Annotated in this window: 15 protein-coding genes; 6 read left to right on the top strand and 9 right to left on the bottom strand. The window is 26.4% G+C overall.

The annotated features are described in order from the left end of the window. The first annotated feature begins 210 nt into the window (after positions 1-210). Positions 211-1,131, top strand: coding sequence for a restriction endonuclease (locus BHYOB78_RS01570; protein WP_020064450.1), 921 nt, complete (start codon positions 211-213; stop codon positions 1,129-1,131). A 262-nt stretch (positions 1,132-1,393) separates the two neighbouring features. On the opposite strand, the gene BHYOB78_RS01565 is transcribed toward BHYOB78_RS01570, so the two are convergent. The 4 genes from BHYOB78_RS01565 to BHYOB78_RS01550 form a co-directional block, all read right to left on the bottom strand. Continuing rightward, a complete protein-coding gene (locus BHYOB78_RS01565; RefSeq protein WP_020064449.1) occupies positions 1,394-2,068 on the bottom strand; it encodes an SAM-dependent methyltransferase in 675 nt (224 codons plus the stop codon). 10 nt (positions 2,069-2,078) lie between these two features. Further along, entirely contained in the window at positions 2,079-3,107 is a 1,029-nt protein-coding gene (locus tag BHYOB78_RS01560) for an N-acetylmuramoyl-L-alanine amidase (protein ID WP_020064448.1), read from the bottom strand. Continuing rightward, positions 3,100-4,422 (bottom strand): CHAT domain-containing protein, encoded by a 1,323-nt coding sequence (locus BHYOB78_RS01555; RefSeq protein WP_020064447.1) that lies wholly within the window; start codon positions 4,420-4,422, stop codon positions 3,100-3,102. Before BHYOB78_RS01555 ends, BHYOB78_RS01560 begins: the two co-directional genes overlap by 8 nt. Positions 4,423-4,562: 140 nt before the next feature. Beyond that, on the bottom strand, positions 4,563-4,880 hold the full coding sequence (locus BHYOB78_RS01550; RefSeq protein ID WP_012671602.1) for a hypothetical protein: 318 nt from the start codon (positions 4,878-4,880) through the stop codon (positions 4,563-4,565). 205 nt (positions 4,881-5,085) lie between these two features. Between BHYOB78_RS01550 and rseP the strand changes: the two genes are divergently transcribed. Beyond that, positions 5,086-6,450 carry an RIP metalloprotease RseP gene (gene rseP, locus BHYOB78_RS01545; protein ID WP_020064446.1) on the top strand — a complete coding sequence of 455 codons (1,365 nt, stop codon included), beginning with the start codon at positions 5,086-5,088 and terminating at the stop codon, positions 6,448-6,450. 404 nt (positions 6,451-6,854) lie between these two features. Here rseP and BHYOB78_RS01540 read toward each other — a convergent pair whose 3' ends face one another. After that, complete coding sequence (locus tag BHYOB78_RS01540) at positions 6,855-8,801, bottom strand: tetratricopeptide repeat protein (protein ID WP_020064445.1); 1,947 nt, start codon at positions 8,799-8,801, stop codon at positions 6,855-6,857. Positions 8,802-8,979: 178 nt separating this feature from the next. Between BHYOB78_RS01540 and BHYOB78_RS01535 the strand changes: the two genes are divergently transcribed. From BHYOB78_RS01535 to BHYOB78_RS01520, 4 genes are all read left to right on the top strand, one after another. Continuing rightward, complete coding sequence (locus BHYOB78_RS01535) at positions 8,980-11,391, top strand: TIGR03960 family B12-binding radical SAM protein (RefSeq protein ID WP_020064444.1); 2,412 nt, start codon at positions 8,980-8,982, stop codon at positions 11,389-11,391. Between the two features lie 458 nt (positions 11,392-11,849). After that, complete coding sequence (locus BHYOB78_RS01530) at positions 11,850-12,266, top strand: secondary thiamine-phosphate synthase enzyme YjbQ (RefSeq protein WP_012671597.1); 417 nt, start codon at positions 11,850-11,852, stop codon at positions 12,264-12,266. An 8-nt stretch (positions 12,267-12,274) separates the two neighbouring features. Continuing rightward, positions 12,275-13,231 (top strand): S66 peptidase family protein, encoded by a 957-nt coding sequence (locus tag BHYOB78_RS01525; RefSeq protein WP_020064443.1) that lies wholly within the window; start codon positions 12,275-12,277, stop codon positions 13,229-13,231. Positions 13,232-13,275: 44 nt separating this feature from the next. Continuing rightward, positions 13,276-14,046, top strand: a complete 771-nt coding sequence (locus BHYOB78_RS01520; protein WP_020064442.1) for an HAD family hydrolase — start codon at positions 13,276-13,278, stop codon at positions 14,044-14,046. Positions 14,047-14,198: 152 nt separating this feature from the next. Here the strand turns inward: BHYOB78_RS01520 and BHYOB78_RS01515 are convergent, their stop codons facing one another. The 4 genes from BHYOB78_RS01515 to BHYOB78_RS01500 all read right to left on the bottom strand — a co-directional run bounded on the left by BHYOB78_RS01515 (position 14,199) and on the right by BHYOB78_RS01500 (position 17,462). Continuing rightward, positions 14,199-14,609 (bottom strand): hypothetical protein, encoded by a 411-nt coding sequence (locus BHYOB78_RS01515; protein WP_012671594.1) that lies wholly within the window; start codon positions 14,607-14,609, stop codon positions 14,199-14,201. A 21-nt stretch (positions 14,610-14,630) separates the two neighbouring features. After that, positions 14,631-15,503 (bottom strand): peptide chain release factor N(5)-glutamine methyltransferase, encoded by an 873-nt coding sequence (gene prmC / locus BHYOB78_RS01510; protein WP_020064441.1) that lies wholly within the window; start codon positions 15,501-15,503, stop codon positions 14,631-14,633. A 5-nt stretch (positions 15,504-15,508) separates the two neighbouring features. Further along, the gene (locus BHYOB78_RS01505) at positions 15,509-15,838 is read right to left on the bottom strand and encodes a cupin domain-containing protein (protein WP_012671592.1); all 330 of its coding nucleotides are present in this window, start codon (positions 15,836-15,838) and stop codon (positions 15,509-15,511) included. A 121-nt stretch (positions 15,839-15,959) separates the two neighbouring features. Next, positions 15,960-17,462, bottom strand: coding sequence for a tripartite tricarboxylate transporter permease (locus tag BHYOB78_RS01500; protein WP_012671591.1), 1,503 nt, complete (start codon positions 17,460-17,462; stop codon positions 15,960-15,962). Between the last annotated feature and the right edge of the window lie 19 nt (positions 17,463-17,481).

Genomic DNA, 17,481 nt, shown 5'->3' with positions numbered 1-17,481 from the left:
ATCACTCAGCGTGCGCTGAAAAGATTGTAACTTTAAATAAAACTTGGGTGGGTGCTAAAAATTCTGATAGGGCTATAAATATAATAAAAGTAAAATAATTAATTAAAACTAAAAAATATAAAGGGTGGGGTTTCAGAATAAAATAAAAAACATTGTAAAAAAGAGATTATTAAAGTATTATTTTGTTGTATAAGTTTAGGAGTTTTATAAATGGCACTTTTAGTAACTGAAGATTATTGTAAATATGTTCTAAAATTTTTTTATGAAGTTAATGAAGCAGTACATAGAAGTAAAACATATGAAAAGATAAAAGAGTATTCAAATACAAGTGATGAAGATTATAATATAGTTTATCAAAATGTAAAATCAAGTAAGAATGGATATTCAAAATTTAAAGATAAAATACATTGGAATTTAACATTTTTAAAACAAGCAGAATTAATTGAAAATGTTGATAGAGGAGTATATCAAATAACTGATTTCGGTAAAAAATTCTATGAAGAAAATCCTAACTTTGATTTCAAAACATTAAAAGAAAAAACTCCATATTTAATAAATATTAAGCATAAAGATAAAAACAATATAGAAGAAAATAATAATAAAGAATTAGAAGAAGATGAAAATAGAAATGAAATAGAAAAGAGCATTGAAGAATATTATGAAAGTGTAGAGAAAGATATACTTGATCGTTTGCAGTCTATGGGTGATAACAATGTTGACAAGGGTACTAAATTTGAAAATATATGTTTAGAACTGCTTGAAAAAATGGGTTATGGTAAAAAGTATAGAACAGGTGGAAGCGGAGACAGAGGAATTGATGGTACTCTTACTATGGATAAATTCGGTTTTGATATGATAGGCATACAATGCAAATGCTATAAAGAAAATAATAAAGTTAATGATACAGAAATAACTAAATTTGCTCATGGGCTTAAAAATGTCAATGGCATAAACAGAGGAATTTTTATAACAACTTCAGATTACACTCCGCAGGCTAAAAAAGTTGTAGAAGAATTAAAAGATATAAAAATAATTTTGATTAACGGATACAGACTTGCTAAATATATGCGTGAATATGAAGTGGGAGTAAAAGTACTTGAAACAAGAAATATTTATGATGTTATAATTTAATATTTATAATAATCTAAAATAAAATTTTGTTTTTTTGCTTTATTTACATACCCCGCCCTTTAAAATTTATAGTATTAATTTCAATTAAAAATTTTATTTATATTAAAAGCTTAAATTATAAAAAGGAATGCCCACCCAAGCGTTAATTAAATTTAAAAATTTTCTAAACGCACGGTGAATGCATCTTGATAAGAAATTTAGTTTGAATTAATAATCAATTTTATATTTTTAGCATCACTCAGCGTGCGATTAAAAATTATAATCAGCTTATAACAATTACAAATTCTCTTTTTTTGCCTTCCTGATATTCACTGCATATATCTGATACTCTATCTATAATGATTTCTTCGCTTTCAGTTGTAATATCCAAACATAAAGCTATTTCTTTATCTTTAGAATAAACTTTTTTAATGGCATTAAGAACTTTGCCTAATCTGTATGGCGTGTCTAATATTATAACAGGTACATTTAATCTTTTTAAATATGATAATTTTTTTTCACGTTCTCTGTCATCACGAGGTAAAAGCCCAGCATAATAAAATTCTTTGAAATTAAAAGGCAAACACATTATAGCGGCCGTAACACTGCTTACACCTGCTACAGGACGAACCTTTATATTATGAGCATAACAATATTCAAGTAATAATCTTCCAGGATCCTCTAATATTGGAGTGCCGCAATCGCTTATAAGAGTAACAGTTTTGCAATTTATAATCTTTGTAATTATTTCATCAATATCTTTTGATTTTTTTGTATGTTCGCTAAACTCTATCAAACATTCTTTATCTTTATTTATATTAAGTGCTTTAAAAAGTGTAGTAGCCTCTCTGAAACTTTCAACTAAGACAATATCGCTTTCAATTAAAACCTCTTTTAATCTTTCAGTATTGTCTTTATAATTACCTATATCTCTTGCAGCAATGTAAACAGTAAGCATATATAAAATCCTATTTCCTTAATGAAGTATTTGTATTGTAGCTCCAATTTGTGCTTATTATATTATTGCTTATAAATATATTAGTAAAGAATGTATTAGTAAGGAAGTTATTAGCTTTAGAACGCTCTTCCATTTCATTAATCTTTTTTACTTTAAGATTTAAAGCCCTAATAACAGCATAAGTTTCATTATCAATATTTCCATCTATTTTTTCAGGTCTGAAGTGGCATTGAAAAGCATAAAGAACCTTTCTTGAATCAAAATCCCACACATTGTTTGTAGGCATGCTTGTATATCCGTATTTTATAAACTCTTCTTTTATATCCATTACCTTTGCTTTTCTATATTCATTATCATTTAAAAAATTGCTGTAATCATATTCATCATACCATATGCCTAAATTATATTCATCATAAAGTCTTTTCCATGGAAATTTAGGTCCTGGATCTTTTTTTCTGTAAGGAGCTATATCCGAATGCCCTAATATATTATAAGGTTTTATACCATACTTTTCTATTAACTCTTTAAGTAAATATGCTACCTTCTCTATTTGACTGTCCTCAAATTCTATATATTCATCATAGGGAATAAAAAATAACTCCTCTCTTTGTTTTTTTGTCATTCTTCTTAAATCTTCATAAGTATTTGTAACTTTTTGTAAAAATCCTAAATTTACTATTTCTATACCAATAGAAGTATCATTCATACTATGTCTATTATCAAACATAGTGATACCTGCATGCCAAGCTCTGTCATTATCATCAACAAGTTTATATATAGGTTCATCTTCTCTTGTAGTAATAAGATAATGAGCAGATACTCCTGGATCAGTTAATACTTTAAAAGATAAATCATCATTTAAAGCAGTATAATGAAGTATAATATATTTTATTCTCAAATTATATGCAGGAGATTTAAAAGCACTTGAAACTTTAGGAGCTATTTTCCTAGTTCTTATAGGTGTTATATTTTCATCATTACATGAAGTAATTACTAATATTACCGCTAATAAATAAATAAATCTAATTAATTTAAACATATACAGGAACTCCATTGAATCTATATCGTATAAACCCTTTATAAAACTCTTTAACTTCAACATAAGCAAAATAATATGCCTGCGCAGTATTGATTCTTGCATGTTTATGAAGCAAATTACTATAAAAACTATAAATAAAATCTAAATACATACCATCAGCTAAAGAACCAATGCCGGAAATAACAGTACTTACCCCAGAAGAAAGAAGTGATTTTGTTAATTTATTGTCAACTTCTTCCATATTGCATGCATTAATAAAAATAAGAGAAGGAGGATTTTGTAATGCAGTTACTGAATTTAATATATAATCCTCACTTAATTTTATTCCGTCTTTATATCCATGAGTTATAATATGAACTATATCATAGCTTTCTAATATTTTAACAAACTCAAAATAATTATGTTCTTTTTTATATAAATCTATTTCTATATTTTTTATATTATTCTGCAATGATAAAATAGAATCAATCTCTTGTTTATCATTTACAATATCATCATTTGGTATTGATATAATGGCCATTTTTAATTTTTTATTATCTGACTTTTTATTATGCAAAATATTAGAAGCATTGCTATATGAAAAAATTATATTTTCTGATAAAAATTTTCCATCAAAAGAAAGTATATCCCAAGGAATAGTATATGTATTATCATCAAGATGAAGATAAACTATTCTAAATCCGTCAAGCAAATGTTCTCTGAAATCTTTTTCCGGAATAAGCATATTCATTAAATAGCTTCCAAGTTCTATATACCTGTCTATGCTGTTATTCTCGCTATTTGAATATTTTAATAAACGAAGATATTCTTTATATATACTTTCATATGCCTTATTATCAAAATGCTTTTCATATTCTGCTACATAAAGTGAGGGATATGTCTCTATAGCTTGGTACTTAAAAATATTATTATCTATAGAGCATGAAAAAAATGTCTGAGATATATTATCATTTAAAAGTATTAATCTGTCTTTTAATTTTGAAAATGTTTTTATATCTATTTCATATATTGAAAAGTCTGAATATTTATCCTCTAATTTATAATATATTCCTCTTCTTCTCTTATAGTTATCACTTATATTTATACTAGTATAATTATCATCTATTTGTTTTCTGTTATTAACATCTATTTCATAATATCCGTATAATTTATTCTTATCATCATCGTATAGAAATATATTTATCAAATTATCATCTTTTTTTGTGCTTTTCAAAATTTTTTTTATAGAGGAATTTTTTAAAGTAATACATTCCATATTATGAGATAAAAAGTAATCTCTATTTTGTGTTGCAATATACGATTTATATTCTATCATCAAAATATTATTCAAGTAAATTTATATTAATTAGTTTAGGGTATTATATAGTAATTTTTACATATAATCAAATGAAAAATATTGTAAAATTAACAAATATAATTTACTAATAAAATATAAAATAGATACAATTTCTATAACTATTTACTTTCAAAACCGTCAAATGTAAATTTATATGTATTATTATCAGGATATAAAACTATTGAAATTAAAGCAGTATTATTGTTTTTAGATTCATCATAATCTTTTAAAGGTATGGTACAAGAGAAATTATTTCTAAAAAATTCATTTCCATATTTAAATTTATTCAAAGATAATTTACCTGATACTTTAAACTTAAAATACATAGTTTTTGATTTGTTATTTGAATTATCAATATTTGGATTTAATATTTTATGATTGCATCCTAGAATAAATATACAAAAAATTGATAAAAATAATATAAAAAGTCTTATCATAGAAAAAATCTAACAAATTTAATATATTTTGTCAATAGTTTTGTTATCTTTAAAAAGATTAAATGTAAACATATTGTAAATTCTACAATTATAATGTATCATGTTAATAATTTATAAAAAAATATTGAAATAAATTTATATTAAATATATACTTATTAGTAATTATTCTCAATAAGAACTATAAAATAATTTAAGGAGGCTTAATTTGAGTTGGATAGGTGCTATTATACTATTAAGTGTGCTTGTATTCGTTCATGAGATGGGACATTTACTTGCAGGCTTAGCAGTTGGAATAAAGGCTGAGGCTTTCTCTATAGGTTTCGGTCCTATACTTTTTAAAAAAGAAATTAAAGGAATAGACTTCAGATTTTCGGCAATACCTTTCGGAGGATACTGTAAGTTTAAAGGTGAAATTGCTGAAGACGGCAAAGTAGAAGAAGGAGATTTTTTGAATATGTCTCCTCTAAAAAGAATAATAGTTTATTTTGCTGGTCCTTTCTTTAATTATTTATTCGCTTTTGTACTTTTGGCTGTATTGGTTTCTCTTCCTTCAAAAATAGACTTATATTCACCTACTGTATCAGTATTCAAAGATGGAAAATATATGCATTCAAAATCAGGCATAACATTAGCTTATGAATACGGCATACAAAGCGGAGATACTATCACTGCTATAAATGGAAGAAAAGTAGAATCTGATAATGATATATTAAAAACAATAAATGATGAAGCAATACAGAAAGCTGCTGAAAATATTACTTTCACATTAAACAGAAACGGTGAAACTTTAGATATAATAATACCTTCTGTTGAAATGTTAAAGGCTTTAAGCGGAGAGAGAGCATTGGGTTTATACTTTGGAAATGACCTAATAATAAAAAATGTAATAGCTGATTCTGCTGCTTCTGAAGCTGGACTTATGGCAGGCGATAAAATAATATCTATTAATGGAATGAATGCTAATAATATAGCAGATTTCAGACCTATAGTAATGGATAATGCTTCTCAGAAAATCAATATAACTGTCCTTAGAAATGGAGAAGAGATAACAAGAGAAGCTATACCAAGACCTGTAACTTCAAAAACAGTTGGAACTTACGGAAGTTTGGGAGTAGAATTTGACAGCACTCCTATGAGAGTTGAAAGAGTTGCTGGAATACCTTTTCCTAAATCTATACCAGAAGCTTTCAAGGAAACAGGAAATTATATTATATCATATCTTAATGGATTAAAACTTTTATTCACAGGAAAATTATCTGTTCGTGAAAATTTGGGAGGTCCTGTAAGAATAATACAGATTTCTTCTCAGGTAATTTCTGTTGATATAGAATACAGACTTAGAACTATACTTTCATTTACTGCTACTATAAGTTTGATACTTTTCTTAATGAATCTTCTTCCTTTACCTGTGGTAGACGGTGGTATGATAGTATTTTCATTTATAGAGCTTATAATGAGAAGACCTATAGACAGAAAAGTTTTAACTAAGATACAGGCTGTTGGTGCTGCTTTCTTAATAACTTTGGCTATATTCATAACTATTAACGATATAACACAATTATTTAGATAAAACATTTATAAAAATAATAAAAATATAAAGAGGTTTGCTTTTTTAGTGAGCCTCTTTTATTTTTATATAAAATATACCTAAACAACTATATTTTGTCAAAAATAATTTTTTTAATTAAAAATATTTGCAGGGCTTTACCCCGTAGCCCACTTCTTTTGTTGCCACATACGAAGTACGCCTGCAGCGAGAAGCAGGCACAGTACGCCTTCGGAGAAGGGCTATATTTGAGCTTAAAGTGATAATTTATTTACATATAAAACAATTTTAGTATTATTTGGTACTAATCTTATCCTTGCACTTTTTGGTTATTTTTGCGGCTGGAAAAAGAACAATATAAAAATTGACAAACTTAAAAATTTTTAGTATAATCTTTTTTTATTTATAAACTATTTAACATATCTCAATTATCTTAGCGGTGCTTTTGAAAAAGTTACAGGTATATTATGCAATTCTTTATTTTGTTTACTTGATAACAATTTTCTAATATATTCTATTATTGATTCTACATTTTCAACTTTAGAGCCCACAATAATTTCTTTTATATAATTCGATTTATCATCAAATAATTTAAGATAGTTAACATATAATTTTCTTATCTTTGTATCCATTTGTATATTTTTTGATTCAATATCAGATATAATTAATATTCTTAGTTCCTGTTCTTCAAAAAATGCTTCATGTTTAATAACATATTTTATATTTTCAAACAAATAACTAAATATATAATTTTTTAGCTGCCAATCAGTTATATTGCTATTTATGAAATCTACTGTTTCAAAAATATTTTTAAAAATTTTTTTTATAATATTGACTATATTAGAATATTTATAATCACTATTATCTATGGTATCAATTTCTTTTAAATCTATAACAACATTTGTATATTTAGAATCTGTAGGATTAAAAACTAATATATTTTCTTTTTCATTATAGTATAAAATCCAATATAAATTTCTTCTTACAGGATTTTGATTAACAATATCCATAGGAATTAATTTTGACATTATTTTATTATCATTAAAATAATCTTTTTTTATGATCACTGATGCTCCTGTAAATTCCTTATCATTTTCTTTACCATATAGTCTGAACATAGTTAAAGAATCAGTATTTCTTGAAAAAGATGTTTGAAATGTTATTAAATTATCTATGTTTTCTATATTTATATATCTATTATTTATTTGTAAAATTTCCTCTAATATTTTTCCTTCTTTTGAATCATTTGCTGTTATTATATTCGTTATTCTCATATTATTTGAATTTAACGCATCAGATTTCTTTTCATCCAATAATATCATTAATGTATTTAATGTTAAATAATGATTTATATTAACTTTATCATCATAATACTTTTCTAGAAGCGTATTATTAAAAGAGAGAATAGTAAGTAAATAATATTGATAAAGTAAATTAGTTTTTATATATTTTATCATCTCAGGATTTTTTTTAATTGCATCATTATCATATAAAATAGAGAATATTTTATCATTTTTCCATATATTATCACAAGATATTAATTTATTAAAAATATTTTCTATACTATTTAAATTATATACAAAATCCATAATGATATTTACAATATTATGCATACCAATATTTATATATAGACTAGCCATTTTATCAAAGTCTAATATTGCATCTTCATAATTCTTAATTTGACATTTTAATATTCCCCTATAATAATAAGCTCTAAAATCCTCACTATTTATTGATATTCCTATATTAAAATCATCTATAGCTTCATTATATTCTCTTAAAGCAGCTTTTGTAATTCCTCTATTAAAATAGGCTAAATAATGTTTTTTATTTAAGTTTATAGATTTATTTAAATAATGTAAAGATTCTTTGTAATCTTCTAAATAATATAAATAAAGCCCAATATTATTATATATATCAACTTTTAATTCATCATCTGTTTTATCTACAATTTGTTTAAGTATATTAATACTTTTTTGATACTCTTCTAACTGAGCTAAAGATAAAGTTTTATTATATATTACATAATAATCATTTCTATTTAGTTCTATAGCTTTATCATAATCTTTAACAGCCTCTTGATACTTTTCTAAATAATGATTATCTAATCCTCTTATAGTATATACTTTACCCATATTAGGATCTGATTCTATTAATTCATCGCAATATTTTACAGAATTATTATAACATTCTATAGCTTGATCATAATCAGATTGGGCTCTTCCTAAATAATAATATGCTAAAGCTAAATCAAATAATTTACTATTGTCTGATTGATGTTTCAAACTAGATTCTATTAATTCTTTACATCTTTTAATAACTTTATCAAGCTCTTTTTTATCCAATAAGTTTTCCATTTCAGTAATAAAATCCATTATATACTCCATTTAATAGATTATTTATATATTATAAATATTTTAATATTAAAAAAAACAATATATATATAGTTTAATCAATAAAAACTAGAAAACTAATATATTTATAATATAATTTGTATTATACTAAACTTTGCTATATAATAATTCAAAACAATAATTGGGACTATACAAAATAATGAGCGAAAATTTGAAAAACGAAATACTAGAACTTGTTAAAAGTGAAGATATAATAAAGCCTACTAGATATTTAGGCGGTGAAATAAATGCTATAATAAAACCTGATATGCCTTTTAAATTCGTTATGTGCTTTGCTGATATGTACGAAATAGCAATCAGCAATTTAGGGCTTTCTATACTTTATGAGGTTATTAACTCTATTGAATACGCTTCATGTGAAAGAGTGTATGCAGTAGCTGAAGACTTTGAAAAACTTTTAAGAGAAAAAAATATACCTCTTTATACTTTAGAAACTTTCAGCAGAGTAAAAGACGCCGATGTTTTGGGATTTACTTTGCAGTATGAGCTTATATATACAAATATACTTCAGGTTTTGGAATTAAGCCAAATACCTATACATAGAGATGAAAGAGGAGAAGATGTACCTATAATAGCTGCAGGAGGACCAAGCGTATTTAATCCATTCCCTTTGGCTGATTTTATTGATGTATTTTTATTTGGTGAGTTTGATTTTGAGATGAAAAACTTTGTAGATATAATTTATAATCTCAAAAAAAACGGAGCTAAAAGAGATGATATTTTAAAAGAGCTTTCAAAACTCGAATACGCTTATGTTCCAAAATATCCAAGAGAACATGTAAAAAGAATATTCGTTGAAAATATTAATGAAATGCCTTATGTGAAGAAGCCTTTAGTACCACTTGTGGAAGGCATTCAAAATAGAATATCCGTTGAAATAGCTAGAGGCTGTACTCATAGCTGCAGATTCTGTTTGGCTGGTATTACTTATAGACCTGTAAGAAACCGCACTATAGAAAAAATAGTTGATATAGCAATGGAATCATTAGAAGCAACTGGAGCTAATACTTTAAATTTATTCTCTCTTTCTGCTGATGACTATCCTCATATTGGAGAATTAATCGAATATTTACAGACATTAGGAGAGCATAAAGGATTTTCTCTTTCTCTGCCTTCATTAAGAATAGATTCATTCGATAAAGACACTGCAGATAGAATAGCACAGTTTAGAAAAACAGGATTAACATTTGCATTAGAAGTGGGAAGCCATGAATTAAGAGAAAAAATCAATAAAGAAATGGATGAAGATGCCATATACAATATACTTGCCGATGTTCAGAAAATGGGCTGGAAGATAGTAAAAATTTATTTTATGATAGGATTCACTGATAATCCAGACAAAGAAGCTGATGAAATAATAGAAGCTCTTGAAAAAATGATAAAGGTATCAAAGAATAAAGTAAAAATAAATGCTGCTATAAATGTATTTATCCCAAAGCCTCATACACCTTTAGAAAATAATAATCAGCTTACAGATGAAGAGGCAATTACTTATATAGGAAAGGTAAGAGATCATTTCAGAGGCACTAAAGTTGCTATAAAATATCATCCTCCTAGAATGGCAGAAATTGAAGGCATAATATCAAGAGGCGATGAAAAAATAGGAGACATTATTTATAAAGCATATAAGAAAGGTGCAAAATTTGATGCTTGGGTAGAATATTTCAAATATGATGTTTGGAAAGAAGTAGTAGAAGAAAGCGGATACACTATAAAAGAATTATTAAGTAAAAAAATAAATACGCCTTGGAAATGCATTGATACTCTTGTAAGTCAGAAATTTTTTGATAAAGAATACGAAAGATTTCAAAATGGGAAATTTACAGATTACTGCTTTACAGGAAATTGTCAAAACTGCGGTATAGATTATAAAAAATACTGCCATAAATACAAAAAAGAAGTTTTAAATACAAACTTTACTCAAATGGTTGAAGAATTAAAAACTCTAAAGAAAAGAGATATATTCGCTGTAAATTATAAAGTATTAATGAAATTCAAAAAAGAAGGAATATCATCACTTTTAGGAATGCATGATTTATCAAGAGTTATGATTTGTGCTTTAAAAATAGCAGGTGCAAGCATAGCATTAAGCAAAGGTTTTCACCCATTAGAAAAAGTAGTATTTACTCCCCCTACTCCATTTGCATGCGAGAGTGAAGCAGAGTATATGGAAATAAGTTTAACTGACACCATAGACATAGAATTATTAAAAAACAAAATAAATAATTTACTTTCTCATATAGGCATCGAAATAATTAGTGCAGTATCTACTCCTTTAAATGCTAAAAATATTCAATCCCTTCCAAAAAACACTATTTACAAAATCGAAACTAATAATGATAAAGAAGCATTAAAAATATTATCAAACAAGGAAGAATTAAAAACAAGCGAGGAGAGAAAAGGCGATTATTTAGCTATAAAGAAAGGCGAAGATTTACTAATAACACTTTTAGAAAGCAATGAAAAAGCTATAAGAGTACGCGATATAAAAAGCTATCTTTCAAAAAATGATATAAATATAAAAAATATTAGAAAGTTGGAATTAGTATAATATTGTTTTATTTAGCATTACTTTTTATTAATACTTTACTCTACAATAAAAAGTATAATACCTCAGTTACACGGCGATGAATATGCTAGAAATTTAAAAAAATCTTGGGTGGGTAGCTAAAATAACAGATATTATTAAAAAGAAAAATAATACTCAAATATTATAAAGAAATTTAAAAATAAAGGGTGGGCAAATGTAATTAAATTTTTAAACTTTTATTACATACCCCGCCTTTTAATTTTAATACTTTATTTTGAATTTTAATATTAATTGTCTATAAAACTTAATTAGAATTGTTAACTCCCGCCCAAGTTTTTATAAAATTTAAAACTCTAATACCCCCCGCAACTAATAAATTAAAATATTATTATAAAAAATATTAATATTACTATGCATTAAAACTTGTAATGCTTGAAGTTTTATTATATTATGATAATAAAATTTTTTAGGAGAATAAAATGAAATCTTATAGAAAAGTTTTAGAAATAAATTACCCTAAAAGGAGAGGTTATATAAATATCACTCCTGAAGTTCAAAAATGCCTAAATGAAAGCGGTATTAAAGAGGGACTTGTTTTATGCAATGCTATGAATATAACAGCAAGCGTATTTATCAATGATGATGAAAGCGGACTACATCAGGATTTTGAAGTATGGCTTGAAAAATTAGCTCCTGAAAAACCTCATAGTCAATATCATCATAACGGATATGAAGATAATGCCGATGCTCATATGAAAAGACAATTAATGGGAAGAGAAGTTGTTGTGGCTGTTACAGATGGAAAACTTGATTTCGGAACTTGGGAGCAGATTTTCTACGGAGAATATGACGGAAAAAGAGTAAAAAGAGTATTGATAAAAATTATAGGAGAATAATTAATTTTATGATAAAGCCAAAAAGATTAGAAAAAGGAAATACTATAGGAATAATAACTCCTTCAAGTGCATGCCCAAAAGACAAACTTGATGAAGGAATAGCATATTTAGAAAATAGAGGATACAAAGTCAAATTATCAAAACATGTGCTTGATAATCATAATGGATACGGCGGAACTGATGAAGCAAGGGCGGAAGATTTAAATAATTTCTTTGAAGATGATGAAGTTGATGCTATTATATGCTCAAGAGGCGGTTACGGAGCTGTTAGGATACTTGATAAATTAGATTATGATATTATAAAAAATAACCCTAAAATATTTGCAGGATACAGCGATATAACTTCTTTTCATTTGGCTTTTTATGAAAAAACAGGGCTTATAACATTTCATGCGCCAATGGCAAGCATAGATATGGTAAAAGGAAAATCATTTGATGAAGCATCATTAAATAATATGTTCGATGTTTTAGATAGCAGAGAAAAAATCATTTATAAAAATCCAGACGGTTCAGACTTTGAGAGTATATCTTGTGGAGATAATGGAAAAGCAGAAGGCATACTTATAGGCGGAAATTTTATTGTAATGATGTCTAGTTTCGGCACAGAATATTTTCCAAAATTGAATAAAAATTATATCTTATATATAGAAGAAATAGACGAAAAACCTTATAAAATTGACAGAGTTATATCCACTTTATTTAATTCAAAAGAAATAGGAAAATCAATAAAAGGAATTGTAGTAGGAGATTTTGAAAACTGCGATTTAGTTGAAGGCGAAAAAGAAACAGGATTTAAAACTGCTAAAGAAACTATAATAGAAAGATTAAGCAATTTAAATATACCTGTACTTACAAATGTAAAATGCGGACATGGAAAAATAAAACTTACTATGGCACATGGTACTATGGTAAAAATTGATGCAAAAAATAAAAGTTTTGAAACATTAGAAAATGTGTTGATTTAAAAAATTTAAACAATAAAAATTAAATATAAATTAAGAGAGTTATTATGAAATTGTTTTTTAGCGATTATGATATGACTATATATATTCATGAAAAAATTGATGATAGTGTTTTCGATGCTATAAAAAAATGGAGAGAAGCTGGAAATATATTTACCATTGCAACAGGAAGAAATAAATTTTCTATATTTGAACATATTGACAAACATGGTTTAGAATTTGATTATCTAATTGCAAATAACGGAGCTTTGGTATTTAATAATAAAAGAGAAATAATATTTAAAGATACTATAGATGATGAAATATCATATAAGGTTATAAGATTTCTGCATGAAAAGTTCGGCGGCACAGTAGAAATAGCAAATGATAATTATGTAGTGTCTGTAAAATCAAAAGAAGGCAATGATAATCTTCCTTTCAAAGTAGATAAAAAAATAAATATAAATGAAATAGAAAATTTAAAAAATATCATACAAATAAATAAAATGACTCCTAATGCTGAAAGTACAGAAATTGTTGCAAATACAATTAATGAAAAGTTCAAAGAAGAAGTAACAGCTTATGCTAATATTAGAACAGTTGATATAGTAAAGAATACTGTTAATAAAGCAAATGGAGTGGATTTTGTGCATAAGTTTATTGAAAAGAATAATAAAAATAATATAGATAAAATACTAGTTGCAGGCGATTCAAATAATGATATAGAAATGATAAAAAAATATAATGGTTATGCACAGATTAATGCTAATGAAAAAATAAAATCTATAACGAATAAATATTTTAATTTTATTTCTGATATTATTTATAAGGAATTATAACTATTGCTTTAAATACTATATTAGGGTATAATCAAACATGCAAATAAAGGAGTATTTATGTGAGGAATATTTTGTATAATCGGTCTGATTATAGCTGGTATAGTAAGTTTATTCGATAAATTAAGAGGCAATAAAGAATAAACATATATTTATTAATTTAAATATTTTTCTAATAATTCATCTATTAATTTTATTTTATCTTTATTTTTTATATGATAAAATTTACCTATTGTTGTAGGAAAATAATCCTCTTCTTTTAATTTATATATTTTTACTTTGGCTGCTATTACCCAATCTGCAATATTTACTCTATCAATTTCATTTTTATTAAATTTGATATTAAACTTATCAAGAGAATCCGAATCAGTTAAAGCCTCGGCAATAGCAACAGCAGTTAAACCATCAGCTATCATTATTCTAGTACCTTTTAAAAATTTCTTTTCTTTTACTTTCTCTGCCCCAGCCTTCACTTCAGCAAATACTATATTATGCTTATAGAATATATCCAAAAGTTTAATATCTCCATGCTCCCCTCTTCTGCTTCCAAATTTAACATACTGCATATCATTCTCCTTAAAATTAAATTAACAATTCTTAATATTCTCACAAACAAGAAATCTATCTTTGCCGCTTAAATCTTTTTTTACTGAAACATTTTTTATATCAAGAGAATTGCATATATTAATTAATGCCTCTCCCTGATCATAACCTATTTCAAAAAAGAAAGCTCCATCATCTTTTAAATATTTTTCTATTATACTTAAAAAGCTCTTATAAAAATCAAGTCCATCATAACCTGAATACAATGCATTTTGAGGTTCGAACTCTAAATCTTTTTGAAGTAAATCTTTATCTCTTAAAGGCACATAAGGAGCATTTGAAACTATTATATCAAATTTATTTTCAGGCGTAAAAGTTAAAGCATCAGCATTTATTATATTTATAATTTTTTCATCGCCTAATATATTTAAAGCATTTTTCTTTATAACTTCAAAAGCTCCATTACTAATTTCAATCGCTGTAATATCAATATTTTTATTCTGATCTAAAAATAATCTTTTTAATGTTATAGGTATATTTCCGCTTCCAGAACCAATATCGCATATTAAAATATTATCTTCATCATTTGTATAATCTAATACCAAATCAATAAGCTCTTCTGTTTCTGGTCTTGGTATAAGCACATTATTATCAACATAAAAATCTAATCCATAAAACTCTTTTTTATTTATGATATAAGATAAAGGTTCATAATTAATACGTCTATTTATAAATCTCTCTATTTTATTTATATCACTATCTATAAGCTCTCTCAAACCTTCTGATATTAATTTTATTTTATTAATATTTAAAGCATGCATTATAATAGTTTGTGCCTCAATATAAGACACTTTATAATCATCATTAATTTTTTCTAATTGTTTAGAATAATATATTAAAGCATTATTGATATTCATATAAATTAATTGTTTAAAAAATCTTCTCTTTTAGGTGTGAATGTATCTAAAAGTTTGCCTTTCTTAATGCATTTACATCCATGAGCCATATTCTTAGCAAAATGAAGACTATCTCCAGCCTTACATAAATATTTCTCTCCATTAACCATAAATTCAAACTCACCATCTATAATATATGTAATTTGTTCATGTTCATTATGAGAATGACTTTCAGCTACAGCTCCTTCATTAAATTCCATATAAACAGTCATAAGATTATCTGAATAAGCTAGTATTCTTCTTTTTAATCCATTACCTAAATTCTGTAAATTAGTTTTATTAAAATCTTGATACATTATAATTCCTTTTTATATATTAATAATAATATTATATAATAATTTAAAAAAATATATATAAATAAAAAAGCTAGGCTCATATATAAAGCCTAGCCTCAACATATAAAGGACATTAATTAATTTAATTTTGTTTAGCTTTTTTATTTTTCTCTATAACGATTTTTATTATAGGGTATAGTATAGAAGCTATAGTCAATATTAATAATACTAGACATATTGGAGATTTAACAAATATAGACATATCTCCGTCAGCAACTTTGTAAGCTCTTCTAAAATACTGTTCCATACTGTTTCCTATTATAACAGCTAATACCATAGGACTGCTAGGAATTTTAGCTTTAGACATTAAGAAACCTATAAGTCCGAATATTATCAATACATAGAAATCATGAGTAGTATAACTTATAGCATAAGTACCTATAAAAGTTAATCCCAATACTATAGGATACAATATTTTAGGAGGTATAGCTAAGACTCTTACCAAAAGTCCTGCTAATGGAATATTAACTACTGCAAGTATTATGTTACCAATGAACATACTAGCAATAAGTCCCCATACAACAGTAGTTTGAGTAGTAAACAATGTAGGACCAGGCTGTAATCCTAACATAAGCAAAGCACCCATCATAACAGCAGTAGTACCAGAACCAGGAACTCCTAATGCTAACATAGGAATCATAGCACCAACAGAAGCCGCATTGTTTGCTGCCTCAGGAGCTGCAACTCCTTCTATAGCACCATTACCAAATTCTTCTGGATGTTTAGATAATTGTTTTTCATTGTTATAACTCATCAAAGCAGCCATAGTACCGCCTGCTCCAGGCAAAGCACCAATAATAAATCCGAAAGGCGAACTTCTTATAATAGGCCATACACATCTTTTCCATTCTTCCATACTAATCCATATACGGCCGAATTTAGTCTGCATTTTTTTCTTACCTTCTTCTATATTTTTGAAGCTCTTTAATACCTCTCCCAAAGCATACATAGCAATGATTATGATAAGAAAATCTATTCCGGATTGAAGCTCTAATATTCCAAAAGTAAATCTATTAACACCTGACTGAGGGTCAGTACCTATAGTAGCTACCATAAGTCCGAATACCATAGAAATAAATCCTTTTATTGCATTACCTTCAGTCATAGAAGCAGTAGCAGATAATGCGAATAAGAATAACATGAAATATTCAGCAGGTCCGAATTTCAAAGCGAAACGAGATACAGGCACAGCAACAAAAGCCATTATTACAGTAGCTATTGTACCGCCTATAAAAGAAGCGATAGCAGATATAGCCAATGCCTGTTCAGCTCTTCCTTGAAGTGCCATAGGATAACCGTCAAAAGTAGCTGCAACAGCTGCACCATCTCCAGGTGTATTTATAAGTATAGATGATCTTGATCCGCCATACATAGCACCATAATAAACACCGCCCATAGTTATAAGTGCTGCAACAGGTCCCATAGTAAATGTAAGAGGGAGCAATATAGCAACTCCTGTAGCAGGTCCAAGTCCTGGAAGCATTCCTATAACAGTACCTAAAACACCTCCGATAGTTACCCACAATATATTTATAGGCTGTATAGCTACGCCAAAGCCTTCCATTAATAATTTAAAACTTTCCATAACTAGCATTCTCCATTTT

Origin of the sequence: Brachyspira hyodysenteriae ATCC 27164 (genome assembly GCF_001676785.2) — a bacterium.
Taxonomy (GTDB): Bacteria; Spirochaetota; Brachyspiria; order Brachyspirales; family Brachyspiraceae; genus Brachyspira; species Brachyspira hyodysenteriae.
This window is presented reverse-complemented; position numbering and strand designations above follow the sequence as displayed.

What these genes read in the sequence shown, in the direction of transcription:
- BHYOB78_RS01570 (WP_020064450.1), top strand. Translation starts at nt 211, where the DNA reads ATGGCACTTTTAGTAACTGAAGATTATTGTAAATATGTTCTAAAATTT.
- BHYOB78_RS01565 (WP_020064449.1), bottom strand. Translation starts at nt 2,068, where the DNA reads ATGCTTACTGTTTACATTGCTGCAAGAGATATAGGTAATTATAAAGAC.
- BHYOB78_RS01560 (WP_020064448.1), bottom strand. Translation starts at nt 3,107, where the DNA reads ATGTTTAAATTAATTAGATTTATTTATTTATTAGCGGTAATATTAGTA.
- BHYOB78_RS01555 (WP_020064447.1), bottom strand. Translation starts at nt 4,422, where the DNA reads ATGATAGAATATAAATCGTATATTGCAACACAAAATAGAGATTACTTT.
- BHYOB78_RS01550 (WP_012671602.1), bottom strand. Translation starts at nt 4,880, where the DNA reads ATGATAAGACTTTTTATATTATTTTTATCAATTTTTTGTATATTTATT.
- BHYOB78_RS01540 (WP_020064445.1), bottom strand. Translation starts at nt 8,801, where the DNA reads ATGGATTTTATTACTGAAATGGAAAACTTATTGGATAAAAAAGAGCTT.
- BHYOB78_RS01535 (WP_020064444.1), top strand. Translation starts at nt 8,980, where the DNA reads ATGAGCGAAAATTTGAAAAACGAAATACTAGAACTTGTTAAAAGTGAA.
- BHYOB78_RS01530 (WP_012671597.1), top strand. Translation starts at nt 11,850, where the DNA reads ATGAAATCTTATAGAAAAGTTTTAGAAATAAATTACCCTAAAAGGAGA.
- BHYOB78_RS01525 (WP_020064443.1), top strand. Translation starts at nt 12,275, where the DNA reads ATGATAAAGCCAAAAAGATTAGAAAAAGGAAATACTATAGGAATAATA.
- BHYOB78_RS01520 (WP_020064442.1), top strand. Translation starts at nt 13,276, where the DNA reads ATGAAATTGTTTTTTAGCGATTATGATATGACTATATATATTCATGAA.
- BHYOB78_RS01515 (WP_012671594.1), bottom strand. Translation starts at nt 14,609, where the DNA reads ATGCAGTATGTTAAATTTGGAAGCAGAAGAGGGGAGCATGGAGATATT.
- prmC (WP_020064441.1), bottom strand. Translation starts at nt 15,503, where the DNA reads ATGAATATCAATAATGCTTTAATATATTATTCTAAACAATTAGAAAAA.
- BHYOB78_RS01505 (WP_012671592.1), bottom strand. Translation starts at nt 15,838, where the DNA reads ATGTATCAAGATTTTAATAAAACTAATTTACAGAATTTAGGTAATGGA.
- BHYOB78_RS01500 (WP_012671591.1), bottom strand. Translation starts at nt 17,462, where the DNA reads ATGGAAAGTTTTAAATTATTAATGGAAGGCTTTGGCGTAGCTATACAG.